Source organism: Nocardia exalbida NBRC 100660 (genome assembly GCF_000308575.1).
GTDB lineage: Bacteria > Actinomycetota > Actinomycetes > Mycobacteriales > Mycobacteriaceae > Nocardia > Nocardia exalbida.
On the sequence record NZ_BAFZ01000089.1, the window covers coordinates 209,535 to 222,684 of the forward strand.

Consider the following 13,150-nt stretch of genomic DNA (forward strand, 5'->3'; position numbering starts at 1 on the left):
ACCAGTGTGCCAAAGGCATTCACCACAGATCCCGGGCCAGCCGGGTCGCGCCGACGAGCATGTAGCCGCCGGTCAGGGCGACCATGGCGACCGCGGCCGGGCGCGGGGCGTCACTGCGTAGAAGGCGCACCCCGCCGTGCGTGGTGTCCAGGATGTCCACCAGCAACGCCAGACGCTGCCAGCGTGGCAGTTCCTGGGCGGGGGCGGTCAGATACCCCAGGCCCAGCGCGATCGCCCGTGCGCCGAAGATCCGGGTCATGTAGTCGAGTTCGGGCGTAGGACGTACGCCGAGCGCCTTGGTCAACGTCCGTGGCGCCACGAGAGCAGCCGACCCCAGCGCGACCCGCCCGAGCGCCAAGCCGCGCAGCGCACCGGCCAGTGGGGAGCGGGTTTTCCGCATGCTGTTCGTCACCATGTCCCGAGCCTCGCCCATAACGCCGATCAGGTCGATTACCTGCGAGGTAATCGACCTGACGACGGTAGGGGCAACGGGTTCAGGGCAGCGGAACCCACTGGTCGAAGAACCAGAAGCCGTGCTGGCTGGGCTGCGGGTCGCCGTGGTGCTGCTGCTCGGGAGCGTGGTCGCGGCCCTGGTCGCGATCGTCGTGACCCGGATCCGCGCTCGCGATACCCGCGCCCGCGCCGACCGCGGCCAACGCGATACCCCCGGCCACCGCCGCCTTCGCCACCTTGGACTTCAACACCTTCATACTTGTCTCCTCGATCCGGCCCGTCGGGCTCCCGGCCGAACTTCGACCGCGGAGACAATCCTCGGTGCGCGATCTCGAGACACCCCGATACCGTGCTGGGAACCTCCTGGCAACCCGAATCCGCTCCTACAGCGAACTCCCAGCTTCGAGAAAGGGCTCCGGCGCGTGCGCCGTCGTCACGCACGACGTGCGGCTGGGCGAGCGGCACGACCCGGAGTCTCACTTGATCCCGATCCTGCTGCAAGCCGCTACGGGACAACGTGATTCGTTCACGCTCTACGGCACCGACCATCCGATGCCGGACGGCACATGCATTCGCGACTACGTGCACGTGGCCGACCTCGCCGCCGCTCATCTGCTGGCGCTGGAGGCCATCCGCCCCAGCGAATACGAGGTGTACAACCTCGGCAACGGCAGCGGCTACTCCAATCGGCAGGTGCTCGACACGGTGCGGGAGGACACCGGACGCGACTTCCCGGTCCACTACGGCCCACGCAGGCCGGGCGATCCCGCCGTCTGCGTGGCGGCGAGCGGCAAGGCGGACGCCCGGCTCGGCTGGAAGCCACAGCGACCGGACCTGGCCGACATCGTCTCCGACGCATGGCACTTCCACCGGTCGGTGTACGGCGACTGATCGACCGAGCAACGTTTCGGCGTATTTCTGCGAAGTCCCGGGCAACCTCCATTCGCGCGCCCGGGAATCGCGAGTCGATCAGAGAATGAACAGAATCAGCGCCTTCTGCAGGGTGTCCATGATGCGGCCGATGGTGATCGCGATTTCGACGGTGCCCACGACAGGCCCCTTTCCTCGGACATGGCAAATCCTCGACATATCAATTCAAGCGCGCGCGAACGCGATTCGCCAAGCTCGCGCCGGGTCTCGTTCGAGTGGATCGGCGAGGTTCATCCACGGCGCCCCGCTCTTCGAATCATCTGTGTCGCGCGACCGGTCGCGACAGCGGGGCGGATCAGCGCACCGCCCGGCCATTTCGATCAATCGACAGGAGCACAGGTGACGTCGTCGCAACCGTTGGTCCGGGAGGACTCGCACGACTGTTCTCGGCATGCGGCCGACACGGTCGGGCAAGCCGCGGCGGTACTCGGCATGCTCCATCGAATCCCCGCCGACCACGCGGAGGTCTCCGCGCGCCTGGCGCTGCTCGCCGAGCGCAGTGCGGACATCGCGTGCGAACTACTCGGCGAGTCGGCGGGCCGGTGCGCGCTCGGCGGGGCGCTGCACAGCGTCGTCATCCATCTCCGGACGGCGGCCGAACTCGCCAACCGGCACCGCGTGACAGTGCTCGCCGACGAGCTCGTCGAGGTCATCGGCATAGTGCAGGAATGCGGGCAGAACACGGCCCGATCGTTCGCGGCGCCGCTGGATTCGGTGTGGGCGGCGCACTACCGCGCCGAGATCCTGCGACTGGCCGACGACGCCGACGACGCTTTCCGCCGCCTGTTCGCGCGGTGGTACTTCGACACCGACGACCTGACGACAGTGGCCGGTATGCGGGAGGTCGGCGACGAACTGGAGAACGTGGTGCGAGCCTTCGAGTCGGTCGCCGATGCCGCGGTGGCCGCGGACCGGCCGGGTGAGCCACCGAGGTGACCGTTCTCGGCCACTACATTCCGACGAAATCGATGATCGGCGCCGGGTAGTCCGCCGGATCGATCCGCTCCCGCCACGGCCGGTGGATGCGCGCACCGGGCAGGTGCGCCAGCTCGGGAATCCAGCGCCGGACGTACGCGCCGTCCGGGTCGTAACGCTCGGCTTGGCGCAGCGGGTTGAGCACCCGATTCGGCCTGGTGTCGGTCCCCGTCCCGGCGACCCACTGCCAGTTGAGCTGGTTGTTGGCCAAGTCGCCGTCCACCAGCCAGCGCAAGAAGTGTTCCGCCCCCAGCCGCCAGTCGACGCGCAGCGACTTGGTCAGGAAACTGGCCGTGATCAGCCGCGCCCGGTTGTGCATCCAGCCCTCCGCGCGCAGTTGCCGCATGCCCGCGTCCACGATCGGATGCCCCGTGCGCCCCTCCCGCCAGGCGTCGACGGCTTGCGGGTCCTCGCGCCAGCGGATGTCGCGGGCACGGTAGTCCGACCAGGCCGCGGCCGGGCGGGCGGCCAGCAACTGGTGGTGGAAGTCCCGCCAGGCCAGCTGCCGGGCGAACGCGCGCCCGCCCTCGGTGGACATGTCGACCCGGTGCACCAGCTCCACCGGGGACACGCAGCCGAAATGCAGATACGGCGACAGCCGCGAGGTGGCGTCGGCGGCGAGGTCGTCGTTGTCACGCGCGTAGTGCTCGACCGGCCCGGACAGCCAGTCGCGCATCATCTTTCGTCCCGTCGTCGCACCGCCCACCGCCAATCGCGGCGATGCCCGGCCCGCGCACAGCTCCCCCGCGTCCGGCAGCGGCAGGCTCGACACCCTCGGCACCGTGAGGCCGCGCGGCGTGCCGAGCGGTGTGCGCCGCGGCGCTTCGGACCAGCGCCGGAAATACGGACTGAAGACGGCGAAGTGGTCGCGCCCGGTGGCGGGCAGCAGCGTTTCCCGATCGGCGGCGGTGATCGTGGCGGGATGCGTGTGCAGCAGACAGTCGCGGCGCGCGAGTCGTTCGCGCAGAGCGCGTTCCCGGCGGCGGCTGTAGCCGCTGACGTCGGCGGCTACGTGCACGCTCTCCGCGTGCACCTGGGCGGCCACGCGATCGACCTCCGCGGCCACGTCCCCCCGGCGCAGGACCAGATTGCCGCCGATGGCGCGCAGTTCGTCGTCCAGCTCGGCCAGAGCGGCGGCGAGGAACCGGGCGCGGTTCGGTGCGGCGAAGCGGCCGGAGAGGATGGCGTCGTCCAGCACGAACAACGGCACCACCGCGGCGCCCTCCCGGTGCGCGGCCGTCAGCACCGGGTTGTCCCGCACCCGCAGGTCGCGGGTGAACAGAGCGATCGTGACGGTCATCGCGCACCCACCCGTCGTGTGGCACGAATTCTCATCCTCGGGCCTCCTCGCCGGAAGGTGCGGTCGCGCTCGGCACCCGTGAGGGCCGCGCCGGCGCGGCATCGGGCGGCTCAGCCATACCGCCGACGACGCGACCCTCGCGGGCGCCGAGCATCCCGGATCACCCCGCGCAGAGTGGGACGATGCGCGACTCACCGCCCGTCGTCGGCGAGGTCAGGTACAGGCACGGGTTCTGACCGGCCGCGGTGATCGCCGTGCGTACCTGCTGCCAGGCATCCGCGTCCAGCGAAGCAGCGCGAGCCAGGACGAACCCGGAAATCCGGCTCGGATCGGTAACCACCGCCCACGAATACTCCGGGCCGAGCGCGGTGACGATGTAATTGGTCGGCCCTTCCCGGCGATCCTGGGTGGGCACGCCGGGGAAGCTGACGTGCAGCTGCGCCCCGGTCTCCCGGTCGTTGACCGTCGCGGTGCCGTTGATCTCGTTACGCGTGTTCGCCCACGTGGTGCAGGTGTTGCGCACCGCGATGTCGCCCTGCGGATCGAGCGCGTAATTCGCCTGCGTGTCGCGCGCGCAGTCCAGATTGAAGTATTGCGGGACAGCGGCGAGCTGACGCCAGGTGCCCAAGTACCGCTCCAGCTCGAGCCGCGGCACCGGAGCGGGCCCGTCGGCCGGGCTGGGCGCCGCGGCCGAACCGCCCGCCGCCAGCGCCGTCGCGGACAGCGCCGATACCACCCCGGCGAGCAGGCGGGTCGACCTACGCAGCAGATTGCGACGATGCACGCTAACTCCTAGAAATCGGCGACGCTGTCCACGCTAGCACAGAACGATGCATAATTGATGCAACCTATTCTTTTCCCGGAGGCTCGATGACGCGGAGGACAGCGCGCGGACCCACCGACAACCCGGGCGGGACGGATCCCGTCGGCGGCGACGGGCAGAATAGGGCGATGCCCGCCGGTCCCGTCCCCGTGTCCGACGCGGCCGGATACACGGTGCGCGCGGTCGCCGAACGTCTCGGTATCCCGACCGCGACGCTGCGCAGCTGGAATCGCCGCTACGACATCGGTCCACCGCAACACCGCCCGGGCAGACACCGCCTCTATACCGAGGCCGACATCGCCATGCTGGAGCGGATGCTGACCCTGATCCGCGCGGGCGCGAGCCCGGCGGGCGCCGCGGCGGCGGTGCGCGGACCCGCGCCCACGCTCGGCCGCCGGGAATCGCTGCTGGCCGCGGCTTTCGCGCTGGACACCACCGCGGTGTCCGCCCAGCTCGAAGCGCACGTGCGCGCGTTCGGGGTGGTGGACACCTGGGACCTGCTGTGCCGCCCCGCTTTCGCCGATATCGTCGACCGCCAGCTCGGTGGCGAGGGATGTATCGATGTCGAGCACCTGCTGTCCTGGTGCGTCATCTCGGTGCTGCACCGCACGAACCCGCCGTCGGTGGCCGACGGCACGACGCCGGTGGTGCTCGCCTGCACCAGCGGAGAGACGCATTCGCTTCCACTGGAGGTGCTTCGCGCGGCCCTCGCCGAACGCGGCGCCGGAGCGCGAATGCTCGGCGCCGACGTGCCCGCCGCGGCGCTCGCCGACACCCTCGCCCGCTTCGACCGTCCCGCCGCCGTTCTGCTGTGGTCGCAGCAGGAATCCACGGCGTTGACCTCCGCCGTGCGCGCCTGCCTCGGCGCGGGAGCGCGCGTGCTCGTCGGCGGCCCGGGCTGGGAGGCGGTATTCCTCCCCGAAGGCGTGGAACGAGTCGACAGCTTGCTCGACGCCGCCGATCGGCTCGCCTGAACGGACAACTCGGCTTCGACGCGAACGGCCGTGGGCCAATCCATCGCCGAACCCCATACGAATCCCCTCCCGACGCGCTTCGAGCTCATGCCCGACGGGCGAACAGCTTGCTTCGCGCTCCATATTCGATGCGAAATCGATGCATATGCCACTTGAAGACCATTGCGTTTGAGTGATCCGCAACGTTCAGGCACACGTCACCTCACTCGGCCCCGATCCGATCTGCAGATGGCGCTATCTCGCCTACGCCGACGCCGGATCCCACAGCCGCTACCCAAGGGGAGCACCTAGGGCCCGGCTGGGACCAGGTCCTCCCGAGTCACCCCGCGGGCCTGCCGAGCAGATGACGCAGCGCCGGTTCCAGCGCCGGGGCGCGGAATCGGTGACCGGCTTCGGTCAGCCGGGTGGGAACGACGCGCTGACTCGCGGACGCCACTTCCCGGTTCCCTTCGCGGCCCAACAGGAACGCGGGACCGAACCCGGGTACCGGGAACAGCGCGGGCCGGTGCAGCACGCTCGCAAGGACCTTGGTGTACTCCGCGTTGCGAACCGGTTGCGGGGCAACGGCATTGACCGCTCCGGACAGGCCGGTGTCCCAGAGCGCCCGATGGTAGACGTCGATCAGGTCATCGATCCCGATCCACGACAGCCACTGCCGCCCGCCGCCGATGCGCCCGCCCAGCCCCGCCGTGAACAGCGGGCGCAACAGCCGCAGCGTGCCGCCGCGCGGGGACTGCACGATCCCGGTACGCACGCGCACCACCCGCACACCCGCTTCGGCGGCGGGCACCGTCGCGGCCTCCCACCCCTCCACCACGTCGGCAAGGAAGCCGTCACCGCGCATCGACCGCTCGGTCAGCGTCTCGTCGCCGCGATCGGCGCCGTAGTAGCCGATCGCGGAGGCGCTCACGAAGACCGGCACCGCCGCCCGCGCCGCCACTTCGGCGAGCCTCCGGGTCGGCCCGATCCGGCTGTCCGCGATCGCGCGCTTGTGCCCCGCGGTGAATCGGCCCGCGATGGAGGCCCCGGCCAGATGCACCACCGCGTCCACGCCGTCCAGCAGATCCGGCGCGGGATCCGCGGGGTCCCATCGCCTTTCGTCCGCGGCGCGCGGCGCGTGCCGGACCAGCCGCACCACACGATGCCCGCCGGTGGACAGGAACGCGGTCAGCGCCGAACCGACCAGGCCGGACGCTCCGGTCACCGCGACGGTCCTGGACACGAAACCCTCCCCCGCCGCCCGCGCGTGCGCCGCGAGGTCGTCGGCGAGCTGCCGGTGGCGGTAGGCGAACATGGGCCGAAGGACCGTGGCGGGCACCGGCGCGTCCACCCGGTCGACCACCCGGGTATGCGTCCGGTCGACGACCTCGAAATCGTGGGTGTGCCGCCACGGCAGCAGTCCGGCAGGCAGCGAGCCGACGCCGTCGACGGTGACCGCGTCGACGAACCGGCGCGGCGGGTCGTACTCGCCGGGATCGTGCCGGGCCACCCAGCGCAGGCCACCGGGCAATCCGAGCACCGCCTGCCCGTCGGACAGCGAGTCCGACTCGGCGCGCGGTGATACCGGCTGCCACGGCGGCGCCAGGCGGGTCAGCGCGCCGGGACGGGCGTGCCAGGCGAACACCTCGGACCGGGGTAGATCGATGACGCTCGCGTACTCGATACCCATGACCCGACTGTAGCCCGAAACCGACCCGATGCAGCGTTTCTGCATCGTTCCTCGACTCACAATCTCATAAACCACAGGAAACGGTCGATGAACGGGTCGTCCGATGCAATTTGCTGGCTCGAAACCCCTCGACCAGCAGGGCCGCAGGTCAGATGACGAAGGGGATCAACGCTTTCCGGTCCGCCGGATAGTCGGCGAACTTCTCCCGGTACCACTTGTGCGTGGCGAAGGCACGGGGTATCAGATTGCCCGCCGTGATCAGGAAGATCACCACGCCGGCCAACGACCACGTCGCCAGCGCGAAGCCCGCCCAGGCGATCAACTCACCCAGGTAGGCCGGGCTGCTGACGAATCGGAACCCCGCGCCGTGCGGAATCCGGTATTCGGCGGCGCCCGGATCGTCCTTGTCCCGCAGGTTGCGCACGATCGATTCCGAGCGCACCAGCAACACGAACCCGCCCAGATAGACGACGAGCCCGAGCAGGAACCGCGGATCGGCCAACCACTCCGGTCCGTATTGATCTAGATAATCGTGACCGAACAAGGTGCCGTTTAGATAGCCGTGCAGCGCCGTGACGAACATGCCCGCGGCGAGCACCGAGATGTTGAAGCTGCTCCGCTTACCGGGCATCTGCCGGATCGACAGCGGGAAAAACCAGCCGCGGTTGCCGTAATGCAACACCCAGATCGCGGCGAGCGCCAAGGAGGTGGGTTCGAAGCGGTTCGGGCCCGCGAGGTAGCAGATCGCAAAGATCACCGTCGCCGGAATCTCCATCAACCACCAGCCCAGCTTGGGATCGAGATCGAAACCGATCGCGGTCGAGGCGAACCGCCCGTAGGGACTCTGCGCGAAGAAGCCGCCGACGACGACGAACGCCGCGAACACGAAGCCGATCGTCAGTACGGTGTCGTAGGCGGTGTTCCCGGTATACCAGTCCATCGAATTCCCTTACCCTGCGGAGGCGACCGGCGCGAAGACCGGAACGCGACGCCGAAACTAGAACTTGTTCTACCATTTATCCAGTCCCGGCTCGTTGTCAACGGAGGTACTGCCCATGCCGCTGGATCCCTCGGCCGCGGCGCTGCTCGCGGCCGTCGAGGCGTCGCCGCGCGCGGTCGGCGCGCACGACAGGTCCGCGTGGGTCGGCCTGTTCGCCCCCGGCGCGGAGGTCAACGACCCGGTGGGATCCCGCCCGCACGTCGGCCGCGCCGCCATCGAACGGTTCTACGACACCTTCATCGGGCCGAACACCATCGCATTCCGGGTCGACCGCGACCTGGTCCATCCGCCGATGGTGGTGCGCGATCTGACCATCGTCACCACGATGTCCACCGGCGCCACCGTCTCCGTCCCCATGCATCTGCGCTACCGGCTGGTCGAGCGGGACGGCGCGTGGCGGATCGTCTACCTGGCCGCGCATTGGGAGCTGGCGGGCATGATCTGGCAACTGCTGCGCACCGGGCTGCCCGGATTCGCCGCCGCGCTGAAGCTCGGGCCGCAGCTGATCGTCAACCAGGGCGTCGGCGGGGCGCTGGGCATGCTACAGGCGCTCGGCGGCGTGGGTCGCCGCGGAAAGCGCGCCACGACAGGGCTTTTCGCCGCCGCGGCGAGCACCGACCTGAGCCGCGTGCGCGAGTTGCTCGGCGATCGGGCCGCTCTCGAGCTGCCCGCGGGCACGCCGGTATCGGTGGAGGAATTCACGAATCGGGTGCGCAACATGCGCTGGAGCAAGGTGATCGCCGCGGGCCGCACCGTCACGGCGAGTGTGCGGCTCGGCGCGGTAGCCGGAGTGGCTGTCGTGGAGTTCGCGATCGGCAGCGACAGCATCGCGAGTGTGACGTTATATCTCGACGGTGACTGACACCGGATCATCCGCCGCCGCACCCGGCTACCGCACCGCGTTCAGGACGTGAGCTGTCCCATGCGTTCCACCGTGCGGCCGGTTGCCGGAACTTCGACCACCTCGGACACCGGTGCCGCATGCTCGGTCCAGCCGGGCGGACCGAAAACGTATCCGAGCCGCCCGCGCCAGGTGCTCGCTGCGCGCACGTCGCGGATCAGCGCGGCCAATTCGTGATAGTTGACCTTCAGCGGGTTGTCGGTACCGATGTTCTTGGTGAGGCCGTATCGGACCGGTTCCGATTCGGCGGCGAAGCTGCCGAACATGCGATCCCAGATGATGAGGATGCCGCCGTAGTTCTTGTCGATGTAGGGCTTGTTCGAACCGTGATGGACCCGATGGTGCGACGGCGTGTTGAACAGGAACTCGATCGGGCGTGGCAGCGTCCGGACGCGCTGGGTGTGGATCGGGAACTGGTACAGCAGCCCGATGCCCTGCAACAAGAAGATCATCCAGGCCGGGAACCCCAGCAGCGCAGCGGGCACCCACGCCAGCCCGCGCAGGATGTTCGGGACCGGATGCAGCCAGGAGAGGCGGATCGCGGTGGAGAGGTTGAAGTACTCGCTCGAGTGGTGCACGTTGTGCGCGGTCCACATCAGCCGCACCCGATGGTCGGCGCGATGCGCCCAGTAGTAGCAGAGATCCGTGACGATCAGGCCGAGTACCCAGACCCACCACGAGCGCGGCGAAAGGTGCAGCGGGGTGATCGCGGCGGCGCCGACCACCGCCGAGAACGGCAACAGATACTGCATCAGCGGTTTCACCAGCCGGCCCAGGGTGAACGTCGCGATGTTGGACGCGGTGTCGCGGGCCGACCCGCTGTTGCCGGATCGGTCGGGATCTCGCCGGTAGGCGATCCATTCCACCAGCATGAGCACCGCGAACGCGGGAATGGCATAGCTCAACAACTCCACACGGCCCATGAGTTCTCCTTCATCGTCCACCGTCGGCTTCGACGCTACGGCTGCGCGGCCGCGAGAACATCGCGCCGACGAGGGATCGCGCGTCCCCCGCGCGGGGGACGCGGGCGGCTCGGCCGGCGGGCACAGTGAGTGGTCGGCGTCCCCGGCGCGGCCGGGCGCGCTCGCTAGGATCGCCGCGTGACTCGACGCTGAACCGGACGGAGGCGGTGGCGAACTGTTGGATGTGAGCAGGTCGCTGGCCCGGCAATCGGTGGTGGTCGCCGTCGCGGCGGCCCTGATCGACGCGGTGGTGCTGGGGCTGTGCGGCGTATTCGCCGTGGCACCGTGGCAGACGGCCGCCGCGATCACCGCGATCGTCGCCGCCGATCTGGCCTTGGCCGCGCCGCCCCGGACCGCCGGGGTGGTGGCGGTGGCGCAGGTGCTCGTGCGATTGCTGGCCGCACTGTTGCTGCACCGCCACGGGTTCCCGGTGCGGTTCGCCGACGTGGGTTTCCTGGTGGCCGGATATCGCGCGGGGGCATGGCTCGCCGGGCCGAAATCCGTGCTGACCATGCTGCTGCTGTGCGGCGGCGTGGCCACGGCCCACGTGCTCACCGGCAGCAATGCCGCCCAGGACTGGCGGCTGCTGCTCGCCTCCACGGTGGCCGCGGGATGCGTGCCCTGGCTGGTCGGCCGTTACACAGCCGCGCGCGGCGCCTACATCGCCGACCTCGAACAGCGGGCCCGGTTGCGACAGCAGGAGCACCGGGCGGCTCTGGAGCGAGCGGTCACCGAAGAGCGGGCGGCCATCGCCCGCGACCTGCACGACGTGATCTCGCACCACGTCAGCGCGATCGGCATCCACGCCGGCGCCGCCAGGCTGGCGCTGGGCGGCACGGCGCCCCCTGCCGCCGCCCGATCGCTGTCCGCGGTGGAATCCAGCAGCCGGGCCGCGATGGTCGATCTGCGCCGCCAGCTCGATCTGTTGCACGGACGCGACGACGACGGACAGCGCCAGCCGGGACTCGCCGACATCGACGAGCTGATCGAGCACGTCCGCGCGGCCGGGCTCGAGGTCGAGACGACCGTGCGCGGGGACGCGGTCGAACTGCCCGACTCGCTGAACATCACCTTGTACCGCATCGTGCAGGAGATGCTGACCAACGCGCTGCGGCACGGGGACGGCACGCACGCGCGACTGGACGTGGAGTACCTGCCGAAGCGGGTGGTGCTGCGGGCGACCAATCCCCTCGCCCGCGAACCGGCCGCCGCCGACACCTCGGTCCCGCGCGGCCTCAACGGGATCCGCCGCCGCGCCGAGCTGTTCGGCGGCGAACTGGACTACGGCAGCGACGCCGCGCAGTGGCAGACCACGGTGTCCGTGCCGATCGGAGGATCGTGAACCCACCCATCCGCGTCCTGATCGCCGACGACCACAGCATGTTCCGCTCCGGCCTGCGCGCCGTCGTCGACAGCCAGGCGGACCTCGATTGCGTCGCCGAAGTGAGCGACGGCCGCGCCGCCATCACCGAGACCGCCCGGCTGCGACCGGATGTCGCGATCCTCGATGTCCGGATGCCGAAACTGGACGGGCTGGCCGCCACCGGTGCGATCGTCGCCGCGGGCGGAACGCACGTCTTGGTGCTCACCACCTACGACAGCGACGCCAACCTGTATCGCGCCTTGCAGGCGGGTGCGAGCGGGTTCCTGCTGAAAAGCCTGCCGCCCGAGGAGTTGGTCACGGCCATCCGGATCGCGGCACGCGGCGACGCGCTGATCGATCCCTCGATGACCCGCCGCCTGGTGTCCCGCTTCGCGAGCACGCTCGCACCGCCGCGCACCCCACAGGAAGTCCACCAGCTCACCGCTCGTGAACTCGAGGTACTGCTCCTGCTGGCCGACGCGCGCAGCAATGCCGAGATAGCCGCGCAACTGGGCGTCGGCGAGGAGACGGTGAAGACCCACGTCTCCCGCATCCTCGCCAAACTCGGTGTGCGCGATCGCATCCACGCCGTCGTCTACGCCCATCAGCACGGGCTGGTCACGCCGGAATAGGCGCGCTCGCCCGGGCCTCTGAGACGCGGGACAACCCGACAACTCCTCGACGCCGGCCCACTACGGCGGAGCGGCGCCCACCTCGCCGCTCCGCCGACACGGCTCAGGTGCCGCTCGGCGCTTCGCCGACGGTGGTCGTGGGATCGATGATGCCGAAGACCTCGCCCTGCGGGCCCTGGACGATGCCCATACGCCCGAAGGGGCTGTCGTCGGGTCCGGACATCACGGTGGCGCCGAGATCGCCCGCCTGGGACAGCGCCTGGTCGGTGTTGTCGACCTGGAACCAGGTCAGCCAATACGACGGGTTGTCGCCCGGCATCTTCGTCGAGTCGTTGACACCGCCGACGGCGTCGCCGTCTGGCGTCAGGCTGATGGTGGAGTAGACGAAGTGCTCGCCGTCACCGATCTCGGTGTAGTGCCAGCCGAACACGTCGGCGTAGAACTCCTGCGCCCGCTTGTAGTCGCTGGTGTGCAGTTCATTCCAGCAGTAGGCGCCGTGCTCGTTGTAGATGCCCGCGCCCGCATGGGCCTTGGCCTCCCAGACCCCGAACACCGCGCCGGTGGGGTCGGCTCCGACGAACATGCGGCCGACATCGAGCACGTCGAACGGTTTCATCATCAGGGCACCGCCCGCCGCGCCGACCTTCTCCCCGATCGCGTCGGCGCTGTCGGCGGCGATATAGGTGGTCCACACCGACGGCATCGGCATGCCTTCCGGCTTGGGTCCGATGCCCGCGGCCGCGCGGCCGTTGCGCATCGCCATCAGATATCCACCCGCCTCCGGCGGGCTGTCCTGGATCTCCCAGCCGAAGAGGGCGCCGTAGAATTCGCGGGCGCGCGCCGGATCGTCGACCTGGCAGTCGACCCAGCACGGCGTTCCCTGCGGCCAGCTTCCGTCATGAGTGGGCATTGCGAGTGCCTCCTGACACGGGTTGCCGATGTGCGGCCGAGACAGCCGGCACACGGCTAGTCAACCACCAGCACTCCGTGGAAGTGAGCCGATTCGGCCGACCGCTCGATCGGGTTCACGAGCGTTGTGGACTCAGGGGAAAGACCCCTTACACAGATCAGTCCCCGGTAGTCTTATCGAAACCGTGAGCGTCGGTCGTCGCTGACGACTCCGGTGTTTCGACTGGCTTGCCGGGGGCCTAGCCGGATCCTGGGTCGG

Annotated in this window: 14 protein-coding genes; 6 read left to right on the forward strand and 8 right to left on the reverse strand. The window is 69.6% G+C overall.

Annotation, left to right across the window (positions count from 1 at the left end; translation table 11 throughout):
- Positions 1–19: 19 nt before the first annotated feature.
- Positions 20–415, reverse strand: a complete 396-nt coding sequence (locus tag ON29_RS21820; protein WP_245549057.1) for a hypothetical protein — start codon at positions 413–415, stop codon at positions 20–22.
- 79 nt (positions 416–494) lie between these two features.
- Positions 495–701 carry a hypothetical protein gene (locus ON29_RS21825; protein ID WP_040869081.1) on the reverse strand — a complete coding sequence of 69 codons (207 nt, stop codon included), beginning with the start codon at positions 699–701 and terminating at the stop codon, positions 495–497.
- A 196-nt stretch (positions 702–897) separates the two neighbouring features.
- On the opposite strand from ON29_RS21825, the gene ON29_RS37210 reads away from it, so the two are divergent.
- The gene (locus ON29_RS37210; RefSeq protein WP_051175450.1) at positions 898–1,344 is read left to right on the forward strand and encodes an NAD-dependent epimerase/dehydratase family protein; all 447 of its coding nucleotides are present in this window, start codon (positions 898–900) and stop codon (positions 1,342–1,344) included.
- 378 nt (positions 1,345–1,722) lie between these two features.
- Positions 1,723–2,319 carry a hypothetical protein gene (locus ON29_RS21835; RefSeq protein WP_040868932.1) on the forward strand — a complete coding sequence of 199 codons (597 nt, stop codon included), beginning with the start codon at positions 1,723–1,725 and terminating at the stop codon, positions 2,317–2,319.
- Between the two features lie 13 nt (positions 2,320–2,332).
- Here the strand turns inward: ON29_RS21835 and ON29_RS21840 are convergent, their stop codons facing one another.
- Together ON29_RS21840 and ON29_RS21845 are read right to left on the reverse strand one after the other, a co-directional pair.
- On the reverse strand, positions 2,333–3,658 hold the full coding sequence (locus ON29_RS21840; protein WP_040868933.1) for a cryptochrome/photolyase family protein: 1,326 nt from the start codon (positions 3,656–3,658) through the stop codon (positions 2,333–2,335).
- 160 nt (positions 3,659–3,818) lie between these two features.
- Positions 3,819–4,442, reverse strand: coding sequence for a lipocalin family protein (locus ON29_RS21845; protein WP_245549059.1), 624 nt, complete (start codon positions 4,440–4,442; stop codon positions 3,819–3,821).
- 167 nt (positions 4,443–4,609) lie between these two features.
- On the opposite strand from ON29_RS21845, the gene ON29_RS21850 reads away from it, so the two are divergent.
- Positions 4,610–5,455 (forward strand): MerR family transcriptional regulator, encoded by an 846-nt coding sequence (locus ON29_RS21850; RefSeq protein ID WP_040868935.1) that lies wholly within the window; start codon positions 4,610–4,612, stop codon positions 5,453–5,455.
- Between the two features lie 319 nt (positions 5,456–5,774).
- Here the strand turns inward: ON29_RS21850 and ON29_RS21855 are convergent, their stop codons facing one another.
- Together ON29_RS21855 and ON29_RS21860 are read right to left on the reverse strand one after the other, a co-directional pair.
- Complete coding sequence (locus tag ON29_RS21855; RefSeq protein ID WP_040869085.1) at positions 5,775–7,124, reverse strand: TIGR01777 family oxidoreductase; 1,350 nt, start codon at positions 7,122–7,124, stop codon at positions 5,775–5,777.
- A gap of 148 nt (positions 7,125–7,272) precedes the next feature.
- Positions 7,273–8,064 (reverse strand): phosphatidylethanolamine N-methyltransferase family domain-containing protein, encoded by a 792-nt coding sequence (locus tag ON29_RS21860; protein ID WP_040868937.1) that lies wholly within the window; start codon positions 8,062–8,064, stop codon positions 7,273–7,275.
- Between the two features lie 115 nt (positions 8,065–8,179).
- Between ON29_RS21860 and ON29_RS21865 the strand changes: the two genes are divergently transcribed.
- Positions 8,180–8,986 (forward strand): nuclear transport factor 2 family protein, encoded by an 807-nt coding sequence (locus ON29_RS21865; protein ID WP_040868939.1) that lies wholly within the window; start codon positions 8,180–8,182, stop codon positions 8,984–8,986.
- Positions 8,987–9,027: 41 nt separating this feature from the next.
- On the opposite strand, the gene ON29_RS21870 is transcribed toward ON29_RS21865, so the two are convergent.
- Complete coding sequence (locus ON29_RS21870) at positions 9,028–9,948, reverse strand: sterol desaturase family protein (protein ID WP_083863973.1); 921 nt, start codon at positions 9,946–9,948, stop codon at positions 9,028–9,030.
- 223 nt (positions 9,949–10,171) lie between these two features.
- On the opposite strand from ON29_RS21870, the gene ON29_RS21875 reads away from it, so the two are divergent.
- Positions 10,172–11,329, forward strand: coding sequence for a sensor histidine kinase (locus ON29_RS21875; protein ID WP_245549062.1), 1,158 nt, complete (start codon positions 10,172–10,174; stop codon positions 11,327–11,329).
- A complete protein-coding gene (locus ON29_RS21880) occupies positions 11,326–11,982 on the forward strand; it encodes a response regulator (protein ID WP_083863975.1) in 657 nt (218 codons plus the stop codon). Before ON29_RS21875 ends, ON29_RS21880 begins: the two co-directional genes overlap by 4 nt.
- Before the next feature lie 103 nt (positions 11,983–12,085).
- Here ON29_RS21880 and ON29_RS21885 read toward each other — a convergent pair whose 3' ends face one another.
- Entirely contained in the window at positions 12,086–12,892 is an 807-nt protein-coding gene (locus ON29_RS21885; protein WP_040868943.1) for a VOC family protein, read from the reverse strand.
- Positions 12,893–13,150 lie beyond the last annotated feature (258 nt).

Bases quoted from the DNA above. Each gene is read 5' to 3' on its own strand.
- ON29_RS21820 (WP_245549057.1), bottom strand. From the start codon at position 415: ATGGTGACGAACAGCATGCGGAAAACCCGCTCCCCACTGGCCGGTGCG.
- ON29_RS21840 (WP_040868933.1), bottom strand. From the start codon at position 3,658: ATGACCGTCACGATCGCTCTGTTCACCCGCGACCTGCGGGTGCGGGAC.
- ON29_RS21850 (WP_040868935.1), top strand. From the start codon at position 4,610: ATGCCCGCCGGTCCCGTCCCCGTGTCCGACGCGGCCGGATACACGGTG.
- ON29_RS21855 (WP_040869085.1), bottom strand. From the start codon at position 7,124: ATGGGTATCGAGTACGCGAGCGTCATCGATCTACCCCGGTCCGAGGTG.
- ON29_RS21860 (WP_040868937.1), bottom strand. From the start codon at position 8,064: ATGGACTGGTATACCGGGAACACCGCCTACGACACCGTACTGACGATC.
- ON29_RS21865 (WP_040868939.1), top strand. From the start codon at position 8,180: ATGCCGCTGGATCCCTCGGCCGCGGCGCTGCTCGCGGCCGTCGAGGCG.
- ON29_RS21870 (WP_083863973.1), bottom strand. From the start codon at position 9,948: ATGGGCCGTGTGGAGTTGTTGAGCTATGCCATTCCCGCGTTCGCGGTG.
- ON29_RS21885 (WP_040868943.1), bottom strand. From the start codon at position 12,892: ATGCCCACTCATGACGGAAGCTGGCCGCAGGGAACGCCGTGCTGGGTC.